Raw genomic sequence first — 24,862 nt, 5'->3', positions numbered from 1 at the left:
TCCGCGCGGCACTCCGATCATCGCGGCCGGAAACGGCGTCGTGCAGAAGGCCGGCTGGGACTCCGGCGGCTACGGCAACCAGACGCTGATCCGCCACGCCAACGGCTATGTGTCCTCCTACAATCACCAGAGCGCGATCGCCAAAAGCGTCAAGCCGGGAACGAAGGTCGTCCAGGGTCAGGTGATCGGCTGGGTCGGAACGACCGGCCTCTCCACCGGCCCGCACCTCCACTACGAACTGATCGTCAACGGCAACAAGGTGGATCCATTGCGTATCCGGCTGCCGGGAGGAAAATCGCTCGGGGGCGAGGCGCTGGCGAAGTTCGAGAAGGAACGCGAACGCATCGACGAGCTTCTCGGCGACGATGCGAACGAGGTCGCAAGCAAGTAGTCGACCCATCGACGGTATCGCGAACTCGCAACAAAAAAGGCCGCCCGGAGGGCGGCCTTCGTGGCTGTCGGAATGCGAGGCTTACGCGGCTTCCTGGTTCGCCCCCGCCCCGCGCTTGAAGTTCAGACGGTCTGAACCGGCAACGACCTTGATCACCGAGCCATCCGGGAACTCGCCCTGCAGCACTTTTTCGGCCAGCGGATCCTGCACGTATTTCTGGATCGCCCGCTTCAGGGGGCGAGCGCCGTAGGCCGGATCGTAGCCCCTGTCCGCCAGGAAAACGCGTGCATCGTCCTCGAGCTCGAGCGTGATCTTGCGATCCGCGAGGAGCTTGCGCAGCCTTTCGAGCTGAATGTCGACGATCGCGCCCATCTCCGAACGGCGCAGCCGGTGGAACAGGATGATCTCGTCGACGCGGTTCAGGAATTCCGGACGGAAAGCGGCTCTCACCACTTCCATGACCTGATCGCGAACCGCATCGCTGTCCTCGTTTTCGCCGAGTGCGGTCAGGTATTCCGCACCGAGGTTCGAGGTCATGATGATCATCGTGTTCTTGAAGTCGACCGTGCGCCCCTGACCGTCGGTCAGACGCCCATCGTCAAGCACCTGCAGCAGAACGTTGAAGACATCCGGATGCGCCTTCTCGATCTCGTCGAACAGCACGACCTGATAGGGCCGGCGGCGGACGGATTCCGTCAGCGCCCCACCCTCCTCATAACCGACATAGCCGGGAGGCGCGCCGATCAGGCGGGCGACCGAATGCTTCTCCATGTACTCGGACATGTCGATCCGCATCAGCGCGGTCTCGTCGTCGAAGAGGAAGCGGGCAAGCGCCTTGGTGAGCTCCGTCTTGCCGACCCCTGTCGGACCCAGGAAGATGAAGGAGCCGATCGGCCGGTTCGGATCCTGAAGCCCTGCGCGCGAACGGCGAACCGCCCGCGAGACGGCCTGCACGGCATCACCCTGACCGACGACCCATTTCGCCAGCTCGTCTTCCATCCTGAGCAGCTTGTCGCGCTCGCCTTCCAACATCTTGTCGACCGGAATGCCGGTCCATCGAGATACGATGTGGGCGATGTTGTCGGGGGTCACGACTTCCTGGACCATCGGGTTGGCGCTGGCGCCATCCTGGCTTTCCGCTTCCGTCAGTTCCTTTTCGAGATTCGGGATCACGCCGTAGGCAAGCTCCCCTGCCCGCTGGAACTCGCCGTTGCGCTGCGCGATCTGCAGCTCGTTGCGCGCTTCGTCGAGCTGCTTCTTGAGATCGGCTGCCTGCCCGAGCTTCTGCTTCTCGGCCTGCCAGCGCGCCGTCAATGCGGCTGCCTCCTCTTCGAGCGAAGACAGATCGAGTTCGAGCTTGGCAAGGCGATCCTTGGAAGAAACGTCGGTCTCCTTTTTCAAGGCTTCCCGTTCGATCTTCAGCTGAATGACGCGCCTGTCGAGTTCGTCGAGTTCCTCAGGCTTCGAATCGACCTGCATCCTGAGACGCGAGGCTGCCTCGTCCATGAGGTCGATCGCCTTGTCGGGAAGGAAACGATCGGTGATGTAGCGGTTGGAAAGGGCCGCGGCCGCAACCAGCGCGGAATCGGAGATCCGCACCTTGTGATGCTGCTCGTATTTTTCCTTCAGGCCGCGCAGGATCGAGATCGTATCCTCGACCGTCGGCTCCTCGACCATGACCGGCTGGAACCGGCGGGCAAGGGCCGCGTCCTTCTCGACGTGCTTGCGGTATTCGTCGAGCGTCGTCGCGCCGACGCAGTGCAGCTCGCCGCGGGCGAGCGCGGGCTTCAGGAGGTTCGAGGCATCCATAGCCCCGTCCGCCTTGCCTGCACCGACCAGCGTGTGCATTTCATCGATGAAGAGGATGATCTCGCCACCTTCCGAGCGCACTTCGTTCAGCACGGCCTTGAGCCGCTCTTCGAATTCACCGCGGAACTTCGCACCAGCGATCAACGCGCCCATGTCGAGCGCCATCAGGCGCTTGTCCTTCAGGCTTTCAGGCACATCGCCGTTGACGATTCTCAGCGCCAGGCCTTCCGCGATCGCGGTCTTGCCGACGCCCGGCTCGCCGATCAGCACGGGATTGTTCTTCGTCCGGCGCGAGAGCACCTGGATCGTTCGGCGGATCTCGTCGTCCCGGCCGATCACCGGATCGAGCTTGCCTTCCCTCGCCTCGGCGGTCAGATCTCGCGCGTACTTCTTGAGCGAATCGAAACCCTGTTCGGCATTGGCGCTGTCGGCGGTGCGGCCCTTGCGGATTTCGTTGATGACCTGGTTGAGCTTCGTCGGCGTGACGCCGGCCTTGGAGAGGATCGACGCCGTCGCAGCCGAGCTTTCGATCGCCAGTGCCAGAAGCAGGCGTTCGACGGTTACGAAGCTGTCGCCGGCCTTCTTGGCGGCCTCTTCCGCTGCGGTGAACACCTTGGCGAGCGGCTGCGACAGATAGACGGAGCCGTTGCCGCCGGTCACCTTCGGAAGCTTCGCCAAAGCTGCGGCCGTACCAACCTTGGCTTCGCGCGCATTGCCGCCGGCGCGCTCGATAAGCGAAGCCGCCATGCCCTGATCGTCGTCGAGCAATACTTTGAGGACGTGCTCCGGCGTGAATTGCTGGTGCCCTTCGGCCAGTGCATAGGTCTGCGCCGACTGCAGGAAACCGCGGACGCGTTCCGAATATTTTTCGATATCCATTCTCTACCTCCATAGCCCGGCGAGCCCATCATCGTGGCACTGGCCGGCGTTTCAGGATCAGGCTCCCGCATTCGGCAAGCCTTCGAAGCGAAATATGGTGCAGCGTTCTTCGGAATTAAAGGGCGGCAAATGGAGGCAGCGGAGACAATCGCGTGCGAATGTGCTCGCAGTGGATGCGGCAGGCGTCGAGATCTTGCGAAAGCAAAAAGCCCAGCCGTTACGGGCTGGGCCTTTAAGAGAATCGCTGCGGAAGGGTTATTCCGAGGCGGCGAGCGCCGGGGTGCTGCCGTCGGTTTCGGGCTGCGCCTCGCCCCCTGCCTCTTCCTGCGCGCCGCGGCGCGGCTGCCGGCGAGGCCGGCTCGTGCTGCGGCGACGGGAGGCCGAACGACCGGCCGATCCCTGCGCTTCCTCTTCCATGGCGACTTCGGCGGGCATGCCCTCGATCACCGGCTGAGGACCCGAACCGTCGATGACCGGCTGAGGCTCGTTGGCCGGAGCCGCTGCGGCCGCCGGAGCGGCCGGCATTTCCTCTGCATAGCCCTGATCCAGATCGTCCTGATCGCGATCGGACGAGTCACGTTCCTGATAGTCCTGGCGTTCGTCGCGCTGGAACCGGTCCTGCATCTGAGCCTGCGCAGCCGCGATGATGCGGTTGTAATGCTCGGCATGCTGCAGATAGTTCTCAGCGATCACGCGGTCGCCGGAGCTCTGCGCGTCGCGAGCAAGGGCCGCATATTTTTCGGCGATGTGCTGTGCGGTACCACGAATCTTCACATCCGGGCCGGAGCTGTCGTAGGTCCGCGTCAAGGGATTGGATCCCTTGCGATTGTTGTTGTTGTTGTTTCCGCTGTTGTTGTTATTCCGCCCACGGCCGCGCTTGTTTTGCTGTCCTGGCCTCATAGTCCATTCACCTGAATTTTCTTGATAATGATGATCATGTGGTTCCGCTCTCGGTGCGGAAAGTCCGCACCTGAGAAAACATGCGCCATGACAGATCGCCTCTTCGCGATCTCGGCGCCGGTCAACGTTAAATTAACAGGTACCCGCACAAGGCACTGTCGAACCCTAGCAACTCTTTCTTGAGAGCAATCCCCGTGGCCAGGTCATACTGGAACGAATCCTTGGTCCATGACCTTCTGCCCAGTGCGCGGGGTGAAACTAGCCCGCTTCCTTCGGGATTCCAAGCCCTTTCTTTGCTCTTCCGGAAAAGAGAAGTGCGAGTGCAGCATTTTTTCAACGGTTATTGCTGCGCTCAATATCCTGCTGGAACATCAGGACCCGATCGTTGCCGCCGAGGTCCTTCGCGGCAGAGAGCAAACGAAAGCCCTGCGCTTCGAATAGCGCCGTTACCGCTCGTTTTTGATCGAAACCGATTTCCAAGCCTATTACGCCGTCTGTTTCGAGATGGCGACCAGCGTGAGAAGCAATGGCACGATAGGCATCAAGCCCATCCTCTCCGCCATCAAGTGCGGCGACCGGATCGTGGTATCTCACTTCCGGTTCAAGCTCCGGTATTACATTGGACCGGATATAAGGCGGATTTGAGACGATGATATCGAACCGCCCATCCACCCCCTCGAACCAATTGCTCCGAACGGCTCCGAAGCGTGCCGCCAAGCCATTCCTGCGCGCATTTTCGAGTGCTGTCGCCAGAGCGTCTTCCGATATATCGGTACCGAGACCGTGCGCGTCAAGTACCGCGGCGAGAAGAGCGAGACAAATCGCACCCGTGCCCGTTCCAAGGTCGACGATGCGACAACTCCCTTTGCTTGAAGCGATTCGCCGCGCATGGGGAACCAGGCAGTCGACCAGGGTCTCGGTGTCCGGACGCGGCTCCAGCGTCTCTTTCGAGAGCTTGAGCTTCATGCCGAAGAATTCCCGCTCGCCGAGGATCCGGTAGACCGGCTCATGCGCCGCGCGGCGCTCGACTGCGGCACGAATGCGAGCCGCATCCTCGTCGCTGACGAGCTCTCTTCCGCGCGTCAGGAGCGCGGCTAGCGCAAGGTCGAGCAGGCCGGAGATCAGGTGGCGTGCATCGAGCCCCGCCGATTCGAGGCCGGCGGCCTTCAGCCTGTCGCGGCTCTCGGCTAGGAGGCTGTCGAGGGTTTGGGCCATTGAAACTCAGTTCTGCCTTTCGCCGAGCAGCGCGAGCTGGCTTGCCTGATGGTCGGCGAGCAGCGCATCCACCACGTCGTCGATCTCACCTTCCATCATTCGGTCGAGCTTGTAGAGCGTGAGATTGATGCGGTGGTCGGTCAGGCGTCCCTGCGGGAAATTGTAGGTGCGTATGCGCTCGGAACGATCGCCGGACCCTACCTGGCTCCTGCGGTCGGCCGAGCGCTCGCTGTCGGCGCGCTGCCGTTCCATGTCATAGAGCCGGGAGCGCAGCACCTGCATCGCCTTGGCACGGTTCTGATGCTGCGACTTTTCCGAACTGGTGACGACGATGCCGGTCGGAATATGGGTTATGCGCACGGCCGAATCGGTCGTGTTGACGTGCTGTCCGCCTGCTCCCGAGGAACGCATCGTATCGACGCGGATATCCTCCGGGCGGACCTCGATGTCGATCTCTTCGGCCTCCGGCAACACCGCGACCGTCGCGGCCGATGTATGGATCCGGCCGCTCGCTTCCGTCTCCGGCACGCGCTGCACCCGGTGGACGCCGGACTCGAATTTCAACCGCGAAAAGACACCGCGTCCCGATACCGTTGCGATGATTTCCTTGTAGCCGCCGGCCTCGCCCTCGCTCGCGGACAGCACTTCGACGCGCCAGCCCTTGCCCGCCGCGTATCGCTCGTACATGCGGAAGAGATCGCCGGCGAAGAGGGCGGCTTCCGAGCCACCCGTACCGGCCCGGATTTCGAGGATCGCGCTCTTTTCGTCGGCCGCATCCTTCGGCAGGAGCAGGATCTGGATTTCCTGCTCAAGCGCTTCGATCTTCTCTTCGACTTCGGGCTTTTCCATCTCCGCGAGGTCGCGCATCTCCTTGTCGGTCGCCCGGTCGGCAAGCATTGCTGCGATGTCGGCAAGCTCGGCGGTCGCCTTTTCATAGGCGCGAATCTTCGACACGACCGGCTGCAGCTCGGAATATTCCGAGGCCAGCTTCACGTAAACGTCGGCCGACGGGCCGGCGGACATGCGCGCCTCGATTTCGCCGAACCGCCGCTCCAGTTCGCGCATCTTTTCAACGGGAAGCTTTGCCAAATCTCACTCCAAATGCACTCGCCTCGCCCGGACCGCGTCCGGACGGAGACGAGAGCCCTCTTGTTCAATCTAAACCGGTATGCCGTTCGCCGCAGCGAAATCGACCAGGAGCTGGCGGATCGACGTGTCGGACTTGACGTCGTCGAGCGCCGCCTCAAGGAGTTCGTTGAGCCTGCCGGCCTCCAGCGCCAGGAGCATTGCCTTGACCGGCCCGACAGCCGTCGGCGACATCGAAACCGACCGGAAGCCGAGCCCGAGCAGCGCCATGGCCGAAAGCGGTTTGCTTGCCATCTCGCCGCAAAGCGTCACCGGCGTGTTGTTGCGCTCGCCGGCCCGCACGATCTCCCGGAGAATCCGCAGGAAAGGCCGGCCGAGAATGTCGAAACGTTCGGAAACACGGGCATTCCCGCGGTCGACCGCCATGGCGAACTGGAAGAGATCGTTCGAGCCGACCGAAACGAAATCGACTTCGGCCATCAGTTCGTCGAGCTGCCAAAGCAGCGCCGGCACTTCCAGCATCGCCCCGAACTGCAGCTTGCGCGGCAGTTGTTCGCCGAGCTTCGATTGGCGCTCGATCTCCTTCTGCAGGAGTTCTCGCGCGCTCTTCAGCTCCGCGACTTCCGTTACCATCGGCAGCATCATCTTGAGCTCGGCGCCGACCGTCGCTCTCAGCATTGCCCGGAACTGGGTACGCAGGAGACCCGGCCGATCGAGCGACAGCCTGATGGCGCGCCAGCCGAGCGCCGGGTTCTCCTCCTCCGCGGCACGGAAATAGGGAACGACCTTGTCGCCGCCGATATCCAGCGTCCGGAAGGTGACCGGCTTCCCCGCCGTCTGCTTCATGACGTTGCGGTAGAAAGCTTCCTGCTCCTCGGCCTTGGGCATGGTCGAAGCGATCATGAATTGCAGTTCGGTCCGGAAGAGACCGATACCTTCGGCACCAGCCTCGTTCAGATGGGGCAAGTCGACCAGGAGCCCGGCATTCATCTGCAACGTAATGCGCTTGCCGTCCTTCGTCAGAGGCTCGACATCCCGGAGAGCGCGGAACTGCGCCTGCCTGCGCGCACGGAAGCGCACTTTCTCCTCGTAAGCGCGCTGCAGATCGGCCATCGGCCGCAGATGCACCTTCGCATCGTCGCCGTCGACGATGATCGCATCGCGGTTTTCGGCGAGCGCCACTGCCCCTGCCGCCTGGCCGACCACCGGAATGCCCATGGCGCGGGCGACGATGACCACATGGCTGGTGACCGCCCCCTCCTCCAGCACAAGGCCGCGCACGTTCTCGCGCGGATAGTCGAGCAACTCCGCAGCGCCCATGGCGCGCGCGACGACGATCGCGTCATTGGGGAAATCGGCAGCCGAAAGCTTGGCGCCATAACCCGAAAGCTGGCGCAACAGCCGGTTCGCAAGATCGTCGAAATCGTGCATCCGCTCGCGCAGATACGGATCGGTCAGCCGGATCATCCGCGCCTTGGTCTCGCTCTGCACCCGCTCCACCGCCGCTTCCGCCGTCAGGCCGTTGCGGATCGCCTCCTCGAGCTTTCTCACCCAGCCGCGGTCGTGGGCGAACATGCGGTAGGTCTCCAGCACCGCGCGGTGCTCGCCCTCCATCGAGACGTCGCGGCGCGACAGCATGTCGTCGATGGAGATGCGCAGCGACCCGAGCGCTTCCGCAAGCCGCTGCAGCTCCTGCTCCGTGTCCTCGTTGAGCAGATTGGTGACGACGATGCGAGGCTCATGCAGGACGACGTAACCGAGCCCTATGCCTTCACCGTAACTGTTGCCCTCGATCGTCACCGGGCGGGACAGATCGAGCTCGAGCCCGGGCTTGGTGATCTTCTTGAGCTCGCCGGTCGCAACCATCTCGGCGAGCACCATGGCGGTCGTTTCCAGCGCCTCGACCTCGTCCTCGCGATAGTTGCGCTGCGCCTTGTTCTGCACGACGAGGACGCCGAGCGCGCGGCCGGTGCGCAGGATCGGAACGCCGAGGAAAGAGTGATAAATCTCTTCGCCCGTCTCGGGCAGGTAGGTGAAGGCCGGGTGCGACTGGGCATCGGAGAGATTGAGCGGCCGCGCCGAAGCCGCGATCGTGCCGACGAGACCCTGTCCCATCTTCAGTTGCGCCAGGTGCACCGCCGTCTTGTTCAGACCTTCGGTCGCGTAAAGTTCGAGCACGCCGTCGGAGCGCAGCACGTAAACCGAGCACACTTCCGCAACCATGTTCTGCGCAATCTGGCGCACGATCCGGTCAAGGCGCTCCTGCGGCTCGAGCGGTTCCGCCATGAGCTCGCGCAACCGCTTGAGGAGAACGCGCGGACCTGCGGAAAGGTCTCTCATCGCGTGGGGTCTCCTGAATAAGAATAAACGTCGGGCCCATGCGGGACGCCGCGGCCTCTGCATGCATCCTCGAAGCGAAATCGATCCGGGGACAAGTTCATGCAGCAGTTCCAATCACTACAGCGACGTCTTCCGTGTCTTTTCAGACGCGCGGCGCCGGGTCGCGAATCCCAAATCAAATGCCTGCCGTTTAACTCTTATCCAGACCGTAGACGGAATGCAAAGTGCGAACGGCCAATTCGGCGTAAGGTCCGTCGATCAGGATGGAGATCTTGATTTCGGAGGTGGTGATCGCCTTGATGTTGATCCCCTTGTCGGCAAGTGCCCGAAACGCGGAAGCGGCGACGCCCGCATGGCTGCGCATGCCGATGCCGATCACCGAGACCTTGACGAGGCCCGACTCCGACTGAATGACGTCATAGCCGATCTTTTCCTTGTTATCCCCCAGAACCCTGAGGGCCTTGTCGACGTCGCCGGACGGCACGGTGAAGGTCATGTCGGTCTTCGAGCCGTCTTCCGAAATGTTCTGGACGATCATGTCGACATTGATATGGGCTTCCGCAAGCGGCCCGAAGATCGCGGCGGAAACGCCCGGCCGGTCGGCCAGGCGGCGCAGCGAGATCTGTGCTTCATCCTTGGCATAGGCGATGCCGGTTACGACTTCCTGTTCCACGATCTCATCCTCATCACAAATCAGCGTTCCGGGCGGGTTCATGAGATCACCCATGCCCGGCGCATCGGGGTCTTCGAAAGAAGAACGCACGAATGTGCGTACCTTGTGCACCATGGCGAGCTCGACCGAGCGTACCTGCAGCACCTTGGCGCCGAGAGACGCCATTTCCAGCATTTCCTCGAAAGCGATCTTCTTCAAACGCCGGGCCTTCGGCTCGATGCGCGGGTCCGTCGTGTAGACGCCGTCGACGTCGGTGTAGATGTCGCAGCGATCGGCCTTGACGGCGGCTGCGATCGCGACGGCGGAGGTGTCCGAGCCGCCGCGGCCGAGCGTCGCCAGGCGGTTGTCCGGGCCGAGGCCCTGGAAGCCGGCGACGACCGCCACCTGACCCTCGCCCATGCGTCGGATGACATCGGCGCCGTCAATTTCGAGAATGCGGGCCGCACCATGGGCGTTGTCGGTCTTGATCGGCAACTGCCAGCCCTGCCACGAGCGGGCGTTGATGCCCATCGACTGCAGCGCGATCGCGAGCAGGCCGGAGGTCACCTGTTCGCCTGAGGCGACGACCGCGTCATATTCGCGCGCATCGTAGAAGGGGGCGTTCGAGCCCGCGACCTTCGGCATGTTTTCGACCCAGCCGACCAGCTCGTTGGTCTTGCCGGACATGGCGGAAACGACGACAGCAACCTCGTGGCCGGCATCGACCTCGCGTTTCACATGGCGCGCGACATTGTGGATGCGGTTCAAATCTGCGACGGAGGTCCCGCCGAATTTCATCACGATGCGTGCCATTTCGCCTCTACCGTACCACCATGTTTGCGCGCCCGATGCGGCGACCTTGGAGCGTCCAAGAAGACGCGCGTCGCCGTAGACGCGACAGGAAAACGCCCCCGCCGGCGCCTGACGATCAAAAAGCTTGAAGGAGACTTCTCGGACATCGGCCAGTCACCGCCTCGGGGAGCGGAAAGTCGCGGCGTCTCTTAGCGGATCAGCGGGCTGCGTGCAATGGCCGTCAGAGCGGTGGCCAAGAGCATGACTCTCGCCCAGGGGGGAACCGATGTCGATTCAAAACCACTTGCATTTCAATACTGGTTCTGCCAATCTCACTCCAGACGCAGGGCGGTGGCCGCCCAATGGGAGGAAGGACAATGCGCAAAGTCATCATGTGGGACATGGTCAGTGTCGACGGGTTTTTCGAAGCGCCGGGGCATGACATCGGCTGGTTCGTTTTCGAAGACGAGCTCGACGCCTATATCCGCGAGACGCAGTTCGAGGCCGGCACACTGCTCTTCGGCCGCACCACCTACGAACTCATGGCCGCCTATTGGCCCTCGTCGGAGGATCATATCGCCGCCTTCATGAACGGCGTCGAGAAATACGTCTTCTCCAGGACGCTCAGGAGCGCCGACTGGAACAACACGACCCTTGTTTCCGGCGATGCCGCCGACGAGGTCAGGCGCCTGAAAGAACGCGAAGGCGGCGCAATCTTCATCTTCGGCAGCGCCGATTTCGCTTCGACGCTGATCGCTCCAGGGCTCGTCGATGAATACCGTCTCGGCATCAATCCGGTGCTGCTCGGCAAGGGCACGCCCCTCTTTCAAAACGTTGCCGAGCGGAGGAAGCTCGAGCTTACTCATGTCCGCCCTCTGAAGTCCGGTGTCGTCATCCTGCATTACCGGCCGGAACCGGCGTGATCGGCGAAGGAGGAGGCTATGGAGAACCGTCTTTCCATCTATGCGCCGCAGGCGCTCGCCCTGCTCAGGATCGTGACCGCTCTGCTCTTCGTTCATGCCGGCATGGTGCTGCTCTTCAACGTTCCAGCATCGACCCATCCGTTGCCGCCGCCGGAAATGAAGCCGATCCTCCTGGTGGCCGGCATCCTGGAACTCGTCGGCGGCGCTTTGGTGCTCGTCGGGCTCTTCACCCGCGCGGCGGCCTTCATCCTGTCGGGCATGATGGCCGTCGCCTATTGGGGCTTTCATGCGCCGATGAACATGTGGCCCGCCAACAATATGGGCAGCGCCGCAATTCTCTTCAGCTTCATCTATCTCTATCTCGTTTTCGCCGGCGCAGGCGCCTGGAGTCTCGACGCTCGCCGGGTGCGAGCCACAGGCCCTTGACATCCCCCGCCGATCGTCCGACTTCAGCATCGGATCGATGAGCTACAGCGAGCTTTGCGCGCCCGATGAGGACGCGCGGCACCGAAAGAACGAGGCAAGGAGGCTCTCATGAGCGAGACGGCGCGCACGACGATCGACCAGAGCGAGGTGGACCGCTTCTCGGCCATGGCGGCCGAATGGTGGGATCCGACCGGCAAGTTCCGCCCGCTGCACAAATTCAATCCCGTGCGCCTCGCCTATATACGTGACAGGGTCTCGGAGCATTTCGGCCGCGATCCGAAAAGCCGGCAGCCGCTCGAAGGGCTGCGAGTCCTCGATATCGGCTGCGGCGGCGGGCTTCTTTCCGAGCCGATGGCCCGGATGGGAGCGGACGTCGTGGGGGCCGACGCCTCGGAAAAGAACATCGGCATCGCTAAAACGCATGCGGCCGGCAGCGGCGTCAGCGTCGATTATCGCGCCGTAACGGCCGAAGCCCTTGCCGAAGCCGGCGAGAGCTTCGACGTCGTTTTGAACATGGAAGTGGTCGAGCATGTCGCGGACGTCGAATTCTTCATGACCACCTGCGCGCATATGGTGCGCCCGGGCGGCCTGATGTTCGTCGCAACCATCAACCGCACGCTGAAAGCGGCAGCACTCGCGATCTTCGCGGCCGAAAACGTGTTGCGCTGGCTGCCGCGCGGTACCCACCAATATGAAAAGCTGGTGCGGCCGGAGGAGCTCGAAAAGCCTCTCGCCGCAAGCGGCATGGAGATTGCCGACCGCACCGGCGTCTTCTTCAATCCGCTGGCCAACCAGTGGAACCTGTCGAGGGATATGGACGTCAATTACATGATCGTGGCGAAACGGCCGATCTGAGCCCTGTTATCGTCAGTTCGTGTCGTCCGGCAGCACCGGCAGTGGGGCGATCTCGATTCCCTCCTCGATGAGGGCAATCGCCTCTTCCGCCGTCGCCTTGCCGATCAGCCCGCGCTGGTCGGCTTCGCCGTAATGTATCTTGCGCGCCTCGTCCGGGAAGCGCTCACCGACGTCTTCCGCGTTCTCGCGGATCGATTTCACCAGTTCCTTGAGCTTGGCGACCGCTTCCTTCTGCGCCTGATCCATCACCAGCTCGCGGCGCGCCTCCTTCTTGCGCGCCGTTGAGACGGCGGGCGCCATCAGTTTCTTGCTGACGGAAACGGAACCGCAACTGGGGCAGGCGACCAGGCGCCGCTCGACCTGCCGGTCGAAATCGTCGCTCGAGGAGAACCAGCCTTCGAAGTCGTGGCCCTCGTCACAGGCAAGATTGTAGTGGATCACGCTGCAGCGCCTCCTTTTCCCGCCGGAACCACCTCATCCAACACGAAGCTGCGCGCGTTCCTGAGGTTGGGAATCTTCTCGCGCGCCGCGTGCACCGCCGCCACATCGATCTCGGCGACGATGATTTCCTCGCCGGTCGGAGCGGCTTCGGCCAGCACCCTGCCCCAGGGATCGATGATCATCGAGTGGCCGAAGGTTTGCCGGCCATCCTCATGCGTGCCCGCTTGAGCGGCGGCAATAACGAAGAGCCCGTTTTCGATGGCCCGAGCGCGTAACAGGATTTCCCAATGCGCTTCGCCGGTCTGGCGCGTGAACGCAGCCGGCACCGTCATGATCTCGGCTCCGGCCACGGCCTGCTGGCGAAACAGCTCGGGGAAACGGACATCGTAGCAGATCGAAAAGCCGAGTTTGCCGAAGGGGAGATCCGCGATACGCGCGATATGACCCGGATGGTAGGCGGCGCTCTCGCGCCAGCTCTCGCCATTCTCCAGATCCACGTCGAACATGTGGATCTTGTCGTAGTCACAGATCTTCGCGCCGTCAGGCCCGAACAGGAAGCCGCGATTGGCAATCTTCCCATCCGCGCGCGCGATCGGCGTCGAGCCGACATGGAGGTAGAGGCCGAGCTCGCGGGCAAGCCGGGATGCCTCGCGAATGACGACGTCGTTCTCCCCATCCTTCAACACTGACCGCAAACCCGTCCGGTCGCGCTGGACCGCTCCGGTCATCTCCGGCGTCTGGACATAGGTTGCACCCCGCGAAGCGGCTTCGCGCACCAGCTTCGCCATCGTCTCCGCATTTCTTGCGGGATCGACACCGGAGCACATCTGGACGGCGGCAGCCTTGAAGGTCATCGCTTTCTTTCTCCCAAGCGGAACTCTGGATCAGAACGATCCGGCATCGCAGCACTCACCTCTTTTTCGGATGGGCAGGACAGTCGTGACATTCCACTTCAGGCCGCGAGCATATCGTCGAGCTTGCCGGCGCGATCGAGCGCATGCAGCTCGTCGCAGCCGCCGACGGGAACATCATTGATGATGATTTGCGGGAAGGTCCTGCCGCCCCTGGATTTTTCCATCATCTCCTGGCGAAGTTCAGGTGCATAAGTGGCATCATACTCGGTAAAGTCGACGCCTTTGCTTTCCAGAAGTTTCTTCGCCCTCGTGCAATAGCCGCAGAACTGACGCGTATAAATGACGACCGAAGCCATGGTCTCCAACTGCTCCTTCACCGGCATCGATCGCCGGACATTTCTTGTCATATAGGACCGGACATGGCCCTTGCAAAGGTCAAAACCGTGACGTCTCCGGCGCCCGCACGCTTCAGCGCCCGTGTCGCAGCGGCGACGGTCGCGCCGGTCGTATAGACGTCGTCTACGAGAACGATGCGCTTGCCCGCGAGTTCCCGCTTCGCGCCTTCGGGGACTGCGAAGGCGCCGCGGACATTCTCCTCGCGTGCCCTGGCGCCAAGTCCGACCTGGCGGCTCGTGCGCTTGATGCGGCGAAGAACATCCGGTCGATAGGCTCTTGCGGAACGTTCGGCAATGACGCGTGCAAGCTCCGCCGCCTGATTGAACTTGCGCCTCCAGAGGCGGAGCGCATGGAGCGGAACCGGCACGATCATGTCCGCCGCTGCCACGGCACCGCCGCCGGCGCGGATCATCCACTCGGCCATCATGGGTGCAAGGTCGGTGCGATCACGGTATTTCAAGCCATGCACGAGATCGCGGACGATTCCTTCGTGAATGGCCACCGAGCGCAGCCTGTCGAAGACCGGAGGATTGGCGATGGCCTCGGGCGAAACCGCGCCCTCGCCAGGATCATAGGCGAAGGGCAAGCCCAGAACCTCGCAATAGGGCCGCTCGATGAGCGGCATGCCTGCCCAGCAGGAAGCGCAGACGGCATGGGCATGGCCGGTCAGCCGGCCGCATCCCGAGCAGACGGGCGGAAAGACGAGATCGACCGCCTGGGCCGCAATCCGGCGGAGCATGCCCGCCCAATCCACCGCCCGGTTTTCCTGTCCGCCCCGTTTCATGCGCTTGGCTTGATTCGTGTTGCTGTCTGTCGCGTTAGACCCTAACTGAGCAGAGGACGAAGGGTGCAGCAAGTATTAAAGCGCTGCAGCGGCCTCTGCGCGTCCGACAAGACACGCGGCGCTGTAGGGTTTCTGTCGCACCCCGCGATTTCGGAGAGACTGTCGTGGAAATCATCTTTGACCAGAGCCTCGTCGAGGCGCACCGCCGGCGCGCACTGCGCCAGGCCGACGAGAAGGCAGGCTTCCTGCTCGACATCGTCGCACAGGAACTTGCCGAGCGCGTAAGCGTCGTCGAACGGCAGTTCGAAACGGCCATGGAGCTGCACGGCTATACGGGTGCCGCCGCGCGCAGCCTTTCCACGACCGGCAAGGTCGGCGCGATCGAGCGGGTGGAAACCGACAGCGCCTTCGGTTCGGCCGACGAGCCGGTGACGGAAGCACCTCTGGAGCGTATCCCGGCCGACCCGGCGTCGCTCAGTCTCCTCGTGTCGCCACTGTCGCTCCATCTTACCAATGATACGCCCGGCGTCTTCATCCAGGCGCGCCGCGTGCTGAAGCCCGACGGGTTGTTCCTTGCCGCAATACCCGGCAGCGGCACGCTGCAGGAACTGCGCGAGGCGCTTCTCGCAGCCGAGGCGGAACTGACGGGCGGGGCGAGCCCACGGGTAATCCCCTTCGCCGACGTGCGCGACATGGGAGCCCTTCTGCAGCGGGCGGGCTTTGCCCTGCCGGTGGCGGATACCGAGACGTACACCGTCCGCTACGATTCGCTCTTCGGCCTCATCCGCGACTTGCGCGCAATGGGCATGACGAACCCGCTGGCTTCGCGCAACCGCAAGCCGATGCCGCGGCGCTTCTTCTCAGAGCCGCAGAAATCTACGCGCAGCGCTTCTCCGATCCGGACGGGCGCATCCGCGCGACCTTCTCGATCATTTATCTTTCGGGCTGGGCGCCGCACGAGAGTCAGCAGAAGCCGCTCAAACCCGGCTCGGCGAAGCAGAGATTGTCCGACGCGCTTGGCGCGAGCGAGCACAAACTCAAGGATGAAGGCGAGCCGTGATCTGAGATCTTAGAGCACTTCCAGGAAAGGTGTGTAACGGTTTTCCGTCCGGAAGTGCGTTGGATCAATGGTTGGAGCATTCAGTGTTTCTATGGAACACGTTGAATGCTCTAGGTCCAGGCCGCCTCGATCGTGTCGGTGACGAAGGTCAGCATGCCGAGCAGTGCGCCGGAGAAATTCTGCAGGCCGATGAGAAGGCCGAGCGAGATCAGCGCGGCCAGGAGCCCGTATTCCACCGCCGTTGCGCCGTCGTGGTCTCGAAACAGGCGTCTCAGCGTCTCCATTGGTCCTCCAGCCGCTCAGAGCACTTGCCGGAAAAGCGTATAACGGTTTCCGTCCGGAAGTGCGTCGTTTCAAAAGGTTGAGGCGTTTCGACGCTTCAACGCAAGCACGCAACGTTTCAACGGCAAACGAGGCGTCGCCTCGCCACAGGTCAACCGCAAGCAGTGCCTTTCGGCGCTCCGCAGCGATCAGCATCCACTCCTGCTGCCATCGGCGTCGATGATGCAGACGGCACCCGGCATCTCCTGAAGCACGCTGCGCCGAACGGTGTAGCGCTTGGCCGTACCGCCCGAGGGTATGGAGCCCGTCGAGATGTTGTCGTAGTCGATCGGCGTGTTCGCAAGCATTCGCTTGTCGCCCTTGGACGACAGCATCGGCGTCAGGATGAGCGTCAGCGCGATGACCGCCGTGCCGAACAGCAGCGACAGATTGAGCACGCCTGTCCGGCGGGACTGGCTCGTCACCATATCCTTGTCCTGAACCGTCCTCCAGAAATCCTCGTCCACCATCCCAGCCTCATGCAACACGTAAAGAGCGGCGGGCGAAGCACCCTTCCCAAAGCCTCGTCCTGACCACACCTGCCCGAAAACGGCGCCGTCGAGGTGACGCGCGCCGGAACTGACCCCATCTTGCCCAAGGGTGATAAACGTTCGATTAACGAATTATCGAATTTAGCGGGATTGCGCGCCACCAGCGCGGTTCTTGACGCTCCAACTTCGAAGCTACGCACGTCCGCACGGAAAGCCGTTACACACTTTTCCCGCAAGTGCTCTTAGAGCAAATCCATCAGGAACGGGATCAGCGGCTCGTCGGCGGGCGGCATGGCGTAGTCGCGCAACGCCTTCGGGCGCACCCACTTGATAGCCTGGCCTTCGCGGCCTTCGGCAAACCCCTCGTAGCGGCGGCAGATGTAAAGCGGCATCAGGAGGTGAAAGTCGTCGTAGCCGTGGCTCGCGAATGTGAGCGGCGCGAGGCAGGCGACTTTGGTGCGGATGCCGAGCTCCTCTTCGAGCTCGCGGATCAACGTCTCCTCCGGGGTCTCGCCACTCTCGACCTTACCGCCCGGGAACTCCCACAGGCCCGCCAGAGGCTTGCCTTCCGGGCGTTGCGCCAGCAGAACGCGTCCATCGGAATCGACGAGCGCGCAGGCGGCAACGAGCACGATCTTCCTACCCTGCATGTCCGTCAGACCTTCGGCGTTCGATAGAGATAGCGGTAGACCTCGGTGAAACCGGCCTTGCGATAGAGCTCGATCGCAGCCTGGTTGTCGGCCTCCACCTGCAACCAGGCCTTCTTTGCGCCCTTGAGACGTGCCCAACGGAGCGAGGCGTCGAGGAGAGCGCTGCCGACGCCGCGTCGGCGCACCGCTTCGGAAACCGCGAACTGCATGATCCCGGCAAGATCATTGTCGTGGACGACGAGCGACACCGCCGTCGGCCCGGTCTTACGGTCCTCGAACAGGAACAGGCCGCACTCGGGCTTGATGGCGTTGATGATCCCGGTCAGCGCCTGCTTGGCTTCCGGAGGATCCCCGCCGATCAGGATGCGGGCGTCCACGAAACGGCCGATATCCTTGATCGGAAGGTGGTCGATGCCTTCGCTGAAATCGCGATCCGCCAGGTCGAGCGTCAGGACCAGGCTGTGCGCGAACGACGTCCAGCCCTCGCCATCCATATGGTCGATCATCTTCGGCGGCGTCAGCGGCGTCTGACGAACCGTAAGGGTGCGCCCGGATTGCGCAAAAAGCCGGCGCGCCTTCTCCAGGCGGATGGCTATGTCGCGATAGTCGGACGGATCCAGCGGGTTGACGGAATTCAGGCGCTTGGAAGGGTGCCCCGCCGTCAGACGGATAAGCCAGCTGCCGTCATATTGCACCGACGAGGCCGGCCAGGCGCGAAAACCGACGGCCTCCAGACGCCGCACGCTCGGTAAATCGACCGCGACCGTTTCCCCGTTCCCCGCCCCGTTGCCGGGCGGCTCTCTGCCGTTCGTTGTCATGTCCATAGCCTTGAATGCTGCGGGGCCGGGAAGAGCGCGCGGCCGTCCGGTCGCAACCGCTCTCAACGCCTCAACCGTGTCAGCTTCTGTAATCGCCGTTGATTTCGACATATTCCTTGGTCAGGTCGCAGGTATAGACCGTGGCGCGGCCCGAACCCAGACCGATATCGACGCGGATCGGAATGGTCTCGCCCTGCATGACCGCAGTCGCGGCCGCTTCCGAATAGGCCGGATCGCGCTCGCCCTCGACTGCGACTCGGATATCGCCGAACCAGATCGCCAGCCGGTCGCGCTCGGCCATCTCTCCCGACTTGCCGACCGCCATGACGACGCGTCCCCAATTGGCGTCCTCGCCCGCAACCGCCGTTTTGACGAGCGGCGAATTGGCTATCGAAAGCGCGATGCGTTTGGCGGCGGCATCGTTTTCCGCGCCCTCGACCGTCACCTCGACCATCTTGCGCGCGCCCTCGCCGTCGCGCACGACCTGCAACGCCAGATCACGCAGCAGATCGTCGAGCGCGGCACGGAACCCGTCGAGACGCGGGTCGGCCGCGTCCTCGACCTTAGCCTGGCCGTCGTCCGCCGCCGCACCGGTCGCAAACATCATCAGCGTGTCGGAGGTGGACGTGTCGCTGTCGACCGTCACCGAATTGAAGGTGGGTTCGACGCCTGCCTGAAGCAGTGCCTGAAGTGCCGCCGGCGCAATGTCCGCATCGGTGACGACGAAGGAGAGCATGGTTGCCATGTCGGGCGCGATCATCCCGGCGCCCTTGGCGATCCCGTTGATCGTGACCCTGACACCGCCGATCTCGGCGCTGCGGGTGGCAACCTTCGGATAGGTATCGGTCGTCATGATCGCTTTGGCCGCTTCGAACCAGAAGTCCTGGGTGGCGGACGCGGCAAGTTTATCCAGAACACCGGCGAACTTGGTGGCGTCGAGCGGCTCGCCGATGACGCCCGTCGACGCCAGGAAGACCTCCGCCTCGCTGCAGCCAACGGCCTTTGCCGCTGCCTCGGCCGTGAGCCTGGTCGCCTCCCGGCCCTTCTTGCCGGTGAACGCGTTGGCATTGCCCGAGTTCACGACCACGGCGCGCGCAATGCCGCCCGGCAGGTTCTGCCGGCAATGGTCGACCGGAGCTGAGGGGCACTTCGACCGCGTGAACACGCCCGCCACGGATGCCGGCCGGTCGAAGAGCATCATCAGCACGTCGGTCCGGTTCTCGTACTTGATCCCTGCGGCAGCGGTCGCCATGCGTACGCCGCGAAGGGCCGGCATTTCGGCAAAGGTTTTCGGAGCAAGCGGAGAGACGGAACCGGACATGGATTGAACCTGCTTTTCAGAAGCCTCGAACGTTGTGCGAAATGCCCGAACGGCATTCAGCCGTCGGGCATCCGGATCTTTGAAGGCGGAGCGGAGCAAATGCGAGCGACCTCAGCCTCCGCGCGGGGGCGCGCCTCCCTGAAGAGGCCGCGCAGCCGTAATTACTTGGTTTCCTGCGGCTTGCCGGCCTCGTCATAGGCCTTCTTGAGCGCCGGATCGGAGATTTCGACGGCAGTGCTCTCCTTGGCGGAATTCAGAAGCTCGAGGTACTTGTCACGCATGACGAGCTGGCGAACCTGCGGCTCGACCTGTTCGAGCGTCGGCGGAGCCTGGGGACGCTTGTCCTCGATGAGGATCACATGGAAGCCGAACTGCGTCTTCACCGGTGTCTTCGTATAGGCGCCTTTTTCCAGCGCGAAGGCGGCCGTCTCGAATTCAGGTACCATGCGGCCCTTGGTGAAGTAGCCGAGATCGCCGCCCTCTTCCTTGTTCGGGTCGGTGGACTTGGCCTTGGCAAGGTCGGCGAAGTTCTTGCCCGCGTCGAGTTCCTTGATGACGTCCTTCGCCTCGTCTTCGGTCTTGACGAGGATATGGCGGGCCTTGACCTCTTCCTGCGGCGGAATCGCTGCGACTTCCTTGTCGTAGCGCGCCTTCACATCTTCCGCCGTTACGGCATCGACCACGTGCTTCTTGAAGAAGGCGTTGTGCAACTCGCGTTCGGTCAGGAATGCGACGCGCTGCTTGAACGCTTCGTCGTTCTGAAGCCCTTCCTTCTCGGCGTCCTTCAAAAGAAGCTTCACGTCGATGACGGCCGAAAGTGCTGCTGCGCGCTTCTGCTCGTCAGGCATCCGCTGGAGCTGCGGATCGAGGCTCGTGATTGCGAGATCAAGTTCCGACTGGTGGATTTCCTGGTCCCCGACTTTGGCAATGACCGGGTCGGTCCCTTCGGCGCGGGCGACACCCGCCGCGATCACCGCGACCAGTGCCGCGGCCGCAAGGGTCTTGTATCTAGACATGTTTCTAACCTTTCACCATTGGCCGCCAGCGCGATTGCCTCCGGCCCCAAGGGCTGCACAACAACCAGAATGTGGCGGTTCTGTAGCCGTCCGGCCGTGCAAGTGCGTTGACATAATCCGACCCCCCTCTTATCTGTCACGCAACCTCGCGTCCAGAACAGTTTCCGGGCGTTTCGCGGCGTGACGCGGTTTTTCGACCGCGCGCCTGAAACCCAGGCGACAAATAAGGAAAGGACCATTTGCATGGTCAGTCTCGGCGGCTTTGCCCGCAAGTTGTTTGGTTCCGCCAACGATCGCCGCGTCCGCGGCTACAAGGGCCGGGTGGACGCCATCAATGCTCTCGAAGCCGAAATGAAGGCGCTGAGCGACGAGGCCCTGGCGGCGAAGACGGCGGAATTTCGCCGTGAGCTCGCCGGCGGCAAGACCCTGGACGACATTCTCGTGCCGGCCTTTGCGGTCGTGCGCGAGGCTGCGCTCCGCGTCCTCGGGCTGCGCCCCTTCGACGTCCAGCTGATCGGCGGCATGATCCTGCATGAGCGGGCCATCGCGGAAATGAAGACCGGCGAAGGCAAGACGCTCGTCGCCACCCTTCCCGTCTATCTCAACGCGCTCGCCGGCAAGGGCGTGCATGTGGTCACCGTCAACGATTACCTCGCCCAGCGCGACGCCGGCATGATGGGCCGCATCTACGGCTTCCTCGGCATGACCACCGGCGTCATCGTCCACGGTCTCTCCGACGAACAGCGCCGCGACGCCTATGCCTGCGACGTCACCTATGCGACGAACAACGAGCTCGGCTTCGACTATCTCCGCGACAACATGAAGTACGAGCGCTCCCAGATGGTGCAGCGCGGCCACTTCTTCGCCATCGTCGACGAGGTCGACTCGATCCTGGTGGATGAGGCGCGCACGCCGCTCATCATCTCCGGCCCGCTCGACGACCGCTCCGATCTCTACAACACCATCAATGAGTTCATTCCGCGTCTGTCGCCGGAAGACTACGAAATCGACGAGAAGCAGCGCTCGGCCAATTTTTCGGAAGAAGGCACCGAGAAGCTCGAGAACATGCTGCGCGAGGCCGGCCTGCTGAAGGGCGAGTCGCTCTACGACATCGAGAACGTGGCGATCGTTCACCACGTCAACAACGCGCTCAAGGCCCACAAGCTCTTCACCCGCGACAAGGATTACATCGTACGCAACGGCGAGATCGTCATCATCGACGAGTTTACCGGCCGCATGATGCCCGGCCGCCGCTACTCCGAAGGCCAGCACCAGGCGCTCGAAGCCAAGGAGAAGGTGCAGATCCAGCCCGAGAACCAGACGCTCGCCTCGATCACCTTCCAGAACTATTTCCGCATGTACGACAAGCTTGCCGGCATGACCGGTACGGCTGCGACGGAAGCGGAGGAATTCGGCAACATCTACGGCCTCGAAGTTCTCGAGGTGCCGACCAACCTGCCGATCAAGCGCGTCGACGAGGATGACGAGGTCTATCGCACCGTCGGCGAAAAATTCAAGGCGATTATCGACGAGATCAAATCCGCACATGAGCGCGGCCAGCCGATGCTCGTCGGCACCACCTCCATCGAGAAATCCGAACTTCTCGCCGATATGCTGAAGAAGAGCGGCTTCTCCAAGTTCCAGGTGCTGAACGCCCGCTACCACGAGCAGGAAGCGTATATCGTCGCGCAGGCCGGCGTCCCCGGCGCGGTCACGATCGCCACCAACATGGCCGGCCGCGGCACCGACATCCAGCTCGGCGGCAACCCCGACATGCGCATCCAGCAGGAGCTGGCCGATGTCGAGCCCGGCCCGGAGCGCGAAGCGCGCGAAAAGGCGATCCGGGAAGAGGTTCAGAAGCTCAAGGAAAAGGCGCTCGCCGCCGGCGGGCTCTACGTTCTTGCCACCGAACGGCACGAAAGCCGCCGCATCGACAACCAGCTGCGTGGCCGCTCGGGCCGCCAGGGCGACCCGGGCCGCTCTAAGTTCTACCTGTCGCTTCAGGACGATCTGATGCGCATCTTCGGATCCGACCGAATGGACGGAATGCTGCAGAAGCTCGGCCTGAAGGAAGGCGAGGCAATCGTCCATCCCTGGATCAACAAGGCGCTCGAACGCGCCCAGAAGAAGGTCGAGGCGCGCAACTTCGACATCCGCAAGAATCTCCTGAAATACGACGATGTGCTCAACGACCAGCGCAAGGTCATTTTCGAGCAGCGCATCGAACTGATGGACGCGGAGAGCGTCACCGATACGGTGACCGACATGCGCAACGAAGTGATCGAGGAAATCGTCGCCAAACGCATTCCGGAGCGGGCCTATGCGGAAAAATGGGATGCCGAGGGGCTGAAGGCCGACGTCCAGCAGTATTTCAATCTCGACCTGCCGATCGCCGAATGGGTCGCCGAAGAAGGCATCGCCGAGGACGATATCCGCGAGCGCATCACTGCCGCAGTGGACAAGGCGGCTGCCGAGCGCGCCGAGCGTTTCGGCCCCGAAATCATGCAATATGTCGAGCGCTCCGTCGTCCTCCAGACGCTCGACCATCTCTGGCGCGAGCATATCGTCAACCTCGACCACCTGCGGTCGGTCATCGGCTTCCGCGGCTACGCCCAGCGCGATCCGCTGCAGGAATACAAGTCCGAGGCTTTCGAGCTGTTCCAGGCGCTACTCGGCAATCTGCGTCAGGCGGTCACGGCACAGCTGATGCGCGTCGAGCTGGTCCGCGAGGCGCCCGAGGAACCGCAGCCGCTGCCACCGATGCAGGCGCACCACATCGATCCGCTGACCGGCGAGGACGACTTCGCGCAGGCCGGGGAGACGCTGCTGGCGGTCGCCCCCGCGAACCGCGATCCGGCCGACCCTTCAACCTGGGGCAAAGTGGCACGCAACGAAGCCTGCCCGTGCGGCTCGGGCAAGAAATACAAGCATTGCCACGGCATTTACGAAGCCTGACCGCGCGGTGCTGCGCGTCCGGTCGGGCGCGCGAACGATTGTCTGCCTGCCACTGACATGGCAGGCAACTTACCTCACCTCTAGATGCGTATGGAGCCGTAGCATGGGAGCTCAAAAGTCCTCGGACAAGTAAGCCGCAACAACGCTTTTTCCTTGTTGTTGCGGCGTCTGTCGAGCCGACCCCCGTGCCGAAGGCAGACCGCCGCCGAATGTTCCTCATTTGAGCGGATGTCTTTCCATGCCTACAAAGCCTCATGTCTGGCGCTATTCGCTGCCGGCAGCGCTGCTGCTGATGGCGCCCTTCGATATCCTCGCCTCCCTGGCCATGGATATCTATCTCCCGATCGTTCCGGCGATGCCCGGTATTCTCGGGACCAGTCCTGCCGTGGTCCAGCTCACGCTGAGCCTCTATATGGTGATGCTCGGCCTCGGCCAGATCGTCTTCGGGCCCGTCTCCGATCGCATCGGACGGCGGCCTGTCCTGATCGGCGGAGCGATGCTGTTCGCCGCGGCGTCGTTCTGCCTTGCGGCATCCTCCAGCGCCATACCATTCGTCGCCTTCCGCTTCCTGCAGGCGGTTGGCGCATCTGCGGCCCTGGTGGCCACCTTTGCGACGATCCGGGACGTCTATGCCGACCGCCCGGAAAGCACGGTTATCTACAGCCTGTTCAGTTCCATTCTGGCATTCGTTCCCGCTCTGGGACCGATAGCCGGCGCCATGCTGGCGGAGAGGTTCGGATGGCGTTCGATTTTCGTTACGCTCGGTGCATTTGCCGTAATCGCGTTGGTGCAGGCACTGCCTCGCTGGCATGAATCCCGCCCTTCGGCGGCCGCGCTGCCGCGGCGCACGTTCGGGCCCCTTTTCCGCAGCCTCGCCTTCTGGACCTATACCCTCGGCTTCAGCGCCGCCATGGGCACGTTTTTCGTGTTCTTTTCCACCTCTCCGCGCGTTCTGATCGACAGGGCAGGATATTCGGAGCTGCAGTTCAGCCTCGCCTTTGCAACTGTAGCAATCGTGATGATCATCACGGCGCGCTTTGCCAGGCGGTTCGTCTCCCGATGGGGAACTTCGGGCAGCCTCCTGCGGGGCATGTGCATGTTGCTTCTCGGAGCGGCGCTCCTGGCCGCCGGGCAGAGCTTCGGCACCCCTTCGTCCTGGACGTTCGTCGCGTCGATGTGGGTCATGGCGGTCGGCATCGTCTTCACCGGATCGGTAACTGCAAACGGCGCGCTCGAAGGGTTCGGATACATGGCGGGTTCGGCGGTCGCAGTCTATTTCTGCGTCCAAAGCCTCATCGTCGGGACGGCGGGAACACTGCTCGTGATCGGACTGCCCGGCGACAGCGCGTGGCCGCTCGTGGTCTATGCCTCGACAATGGCCGGTGTCGTGCTGATCGCGCGCCGGCAGTTGCAGTCCAGAAGGCACGCCCAGGCATGATTGAAGAGGAAGCCGGGCAAAAGCCCGGCTTCCACGCCCTCAAACGAGG

The 24,862-nt window shown here is 62.9% G+C and carries 22 protein-coding genes and 1 pseudogene (1 of these 23 cut by a window edge); 7 read left to right on the top strand and 16 right to left on the bottom strand.

From position 1 onward, the window contains the following. Positions 1 to 391 carry the 3' portion of a M23 family metallopeptidase gene (locus tag N0Q91_RS04635; protein WP_275597439.1) on the top strand. Its footprint begins 1,550 nt before the window's first position, so 391 of the gene's 1,941 nt are visible here — the last part of the coding sequence; its start codon lies off the left edge, out of view; its stop codon occupies positions 389 to 391. A gap of 81 nt (positions 392 to 472) precedes the next feature. On the opposite strand, the gene clpB is transcribed toward N0Q91_RS04635, so the two are convergent. The 6 genes from clpB to N0Q91_RS04605 all read right to left on the bottom strand — a co-directional run bounded on the left by clpB (position 473) and on the right by N0Q91_RS04605 (position 10,085). Further along, positions 473 to 3,079, bottom strand: a complete 2,607-nt coding sequence (gene clpB, locus N0Q91_RS04630) for an ATP-dependent chaperone ClpB (RefSeq protein WP_018096971.1) — start codon at positions 3,077 to 3,079, stop codon at positions 473 to 475. A 255-nt stretch (positions 3,080 to 3,334) separates the two neighbouring features. Further along, positions 3,335 to 3,979, bottom strand: coding sequence for a DUF4167 domain-containing protein (locus N0Q91_RS04625; RefSeq protein WP_275597438.1), 645 nt, complete (start codon positions 3,977 to 3,979; stop codon positions 3,335 to 3,337). Between the two features lie 333 nt (positions 3,980 to 4,312). After that, on the bottom strand, positions 4,313 to 5,194 hold the full coding sequence (gene prmC, locus N0Q91_RS04620) for a peptide chain release factor N(5)-glutamine methyltransferase (RefSeq protein WP_275597437.1): 882 nt from the start codon (positions 5,192 to 5,194) through the stop codon (positions 4,313 to 4,315). 6 nt (positions 5,195 to 5,200) lie between these two features. Next, complete coding sequence (prfA, locus tag N0Q91_RS04615) at positions 5,201 to 6,283, bottom strand: peptide chain release factor 1 (RefSeq protein ID WP_018096967.1); 1,083 nt, start codon at positions 6,281 to 6,283, stop codon at positions 5,201 to 5,203. Between the two features lie 69 nt (positions 6,284 to 6,352). Continuing rightward, positions 6,353 to 8,620, bottom strand: a complete 2,268-nt coding sequence (gene ptsP / locus N0Q91_RS04610; protein ID WP_275597436.1) for a phosphoenolpyruvate--protein phosphotransferase — start codon at positions 8,618 to 8,620, stop codon at positions 6,353 to 6,355. A gap of 190 nt (positions 8,621 to 8,810) precedes the next feature. Next, positions 8,811 to 10,085: an aspartate kinase gene (locus tag N0Q91_RS04605; protein ID WP_003533520.1), complete on the bottom strand. Its 1,275-nt coding sequence runs from the start codon at positions 10,083 to 10,085 to the stop codon at positions 8,811 to 8,813. A gap of 356 nt (positions 10,086 to 10,441) precedes the next feature. Between N0Q91_RS04605 and N0Q91_RS04600 the strand changes: the two genes are divergently transcribed. From N0Q91_RS04600 to ubiG, 3 genes are all read left to right on the top strand, one after another. Then, the gene (locus N0Q91_RS04600; RefSeq protein ID WP_275597435.1) at positions 10,442 to 10,987 is read left to right on the top strand and encodes a dihydrofolate reductase family protein; all 546 of its coding nucleotides are present in this window, start codon (positions 10,442 to 10,444) and stop codon (positions 10,985 to 10,987) included. 18 nt (positions 10,988 to 11,005) lie between these two features. Next, entirely contained in the window at positions 11,006 to 11,413 is a 408-nt protein-coding gene (locus N0Q91_RS04595; RefSeq protein ID WP_275597434.1) for a DoxX family protein, read from the top strand. A gap of 108 nt (positions 11,414 to 11,521) precedes the next feature. Beyond that, complete coding sequence (gene ubiG / locus N0Q91_RS04590; protein ID WP_275597433.1) at positions 11,522 to 12,268, top strand: bifunctional 2-polyprenyl-6-hydroxyphenol methylase/3-demethylubiquinol 3-O-methyltransferase UbiG; 747 nt, start codon at positions 11,522 to 11,524, stop codon at positions 12,266 to 12,268. A gap of 12 nt (positions 12,269 to 12,280) precedes the next feature. Here the strand turns inward: ubiG and N0Q91_RS04585 are convergent, their stop codons facing one another. From N0Q91_RS04585 to N0Q91_RS04570, 4 genes are all read right to left on the bottom strand, one after another. Continuing rightward, entirely contained in the window at positions 12,281 to 12,709 is a 429-nt protein-coding gene (locus tag N0Q91_RS04585) for a DUF1178 family protein (RefSeq protein ID WP_018096962.1), read from the bottom strand. Then, positions 12,706 to 13,563, bottom strand: a complete 858-nt coding sequence (locus N0Q91_RS04580; protein ID WP_275597432.1) for a carbon-nitrogen hydrolase family protein — start codon at positions 13,561 to 13,563, stop codon at positions 12,706 to 12,708. Before N0Q91_RS04580 ends, N0Q91_RS04585 begins: the two co-directional genes overlap by 4 nt. A gap of 98 nt (positions 13,564 to 13,661) precedes the next feature. Next, positions 13,662 to 13,946: a glutaredoxin 3 gene (gene grxC, locus N0Q91_RS04575; RefSeq protein ID WP_026168806.1), complete on the bottom strand. Its 285-nt coding sequence runs from the start codon at positions 13,944 to 13,946 to the stop codon at positions 13,662 to 13,664. Positions 13,947 to 13,966: 20 nt separating this feature from the next. Continuing rightward, entirely contained in the window at positions 13,967 to 14,713 is a 747-nt protein-coding gene (locus N0Q91_RS04570; RefSeq protein ID WP_275598088.1) for a ComF family protein, read from the bottom strand. A gap of 194 nt (positions 14,714 to 14,907) precedes the next feature. On the opposite strand from N0Q91_RS04570, the pseudogene N0Q91_RS04565 reads away from it, so the two are divergent. After that, positions 14,908 to 15,803: pseudogene (locus N0Q91_RS04565) on the top strand (methyltransferase domain-containing protein). Between the two features lie 110 nt (positions 15,804 to 15,913). Here N0Q91_RS04565 and N0Q91_RS04560 read toward each other — a convergent pair. The 6 genes from N0Q91_RS04560 to N0Q91_RS04535 form a co-directional block, all read right to left on the bottom strand. Next, positions 15,914 to 16,087, bottom strand: coding sequence for a Flp family type IVb pilin (locus N0Q91_RS04560; RefSeq protein WP_275597431.1), 174 nt, complete (start codon positions 16,085 to 16,087; stop codon positions 15,914 to 15,916). A 186-nt stretch (positions 16,088 to 16,273) separates the two neighbouring features. After that, a complete protein-coding gene (locus N0Q91_RS04555) occupies positions 16,274 to 16,594 on the bottom strand; it encodes a hypothetical protein (protein WP_275597430.1) in 321 nt (106 codons plus the stop codon). A gap of 263 nt (positions 16,595 to 16,857) precedes the next feature. Continuing rightward, positions 16,858 to 17,265, bottom strand: a complete 408-nt coding sequence (gene mutT, locus N0Q91_RS04550; RefSeq protein WP_100674206.1) for an 8-oxo-dGTP diphosphatase MutT — start codon at positions 17,263 to 17,265, stop codon at positions 16,858 to 16,860. 5 nt (positions 17,266 to 17,270) lie between these two features. Next, on the bottom strand, positions 17,271 to 18,089 hold the full coding sequence (locus N0Q91_RS04545) for a GNAT family N-acetyltransferase (RefSeq protein ID WP_275597429.1): 819 nt from the start codon (positions 18,087 to 18,089) through the stop codon (positions 17,271 to 17,273). Between the two features lie 73 nt (positions 18,090 to 18,162). Next, on the bottom strand, positions 18,163 to 19,404 hold the full coding sequence (argJ, locus tag N0Q91_RS04540; RefSeq protein ID WP_275597428.1) for a bifunctional glutamate N-acetyltransferase/amino-acid acetyltransferase ArgJ: 1,242 nt from the start codon (positions 19,402 to 19,404) through the stop codon (positions 18,163 to 18,165). A 161-nt stretch (positions 19,405 to 19,565) separates the two neighbouring features. Beyond that, complete coding sequence (locus tag N0Q91_RS04535; protein WP_100674204.1) at positions 19,566 to 20,420, bottom strand: peptidylprolyl isomerase; 855 nt, start codon at positions 20,418 to 20,420, stop codon at positions 19,566 to 19,568. A gap of 243 nt (positions 20,421 to 20,663) precedes the next feature. Between N0Q91_RS04535 and secA the strand changes: the two genes are divergently transcribed. Continuing rightward, positions 20,664 to 23,375 (top strand): preprotein translocase subunit SecA, encoded by a 2,712-nt coding sequence (gene secA / locus N0Q91_RS04530; RefSeq protein WP_100674203.1) that lies wholly within the window; start codon positions 20,664 to 20,666, stop codon positions 23,373 to 23,375. A 238-nt stretch (positions 23,376 to 23,613) separates the two neighbouring features. Beyond that, entirely contained in the window at positions 23,614 to 24,813 is a 1,200-nt protein-coding gene (cml, locus tag N0Q91_RS04525; RefSeq protein ID WP_275597427.1) for a CmlA/FloR family chloramphenicol efflux MFS transporter, read from the top strand. Positions 24,814 to 24,862: the final 49 nt, after the last annotated feature.

It is taken from the genome of Sinorhizobium prairiense (genome assembly GCF_029201645.2).
Taxonomy (GTDB): Bacteria; Pseudomonadota; Alphaproteobacteria; order Rhizobiales; family Rhizobiaceae; genus Sinorhizobium; species Sinorhizobium meliloti_A.
The sequence above is the reverse complement of the archived record's forward strand: the minus strand, read 5'-3'. Positions and strand labels throughout refer to the sequence as shown.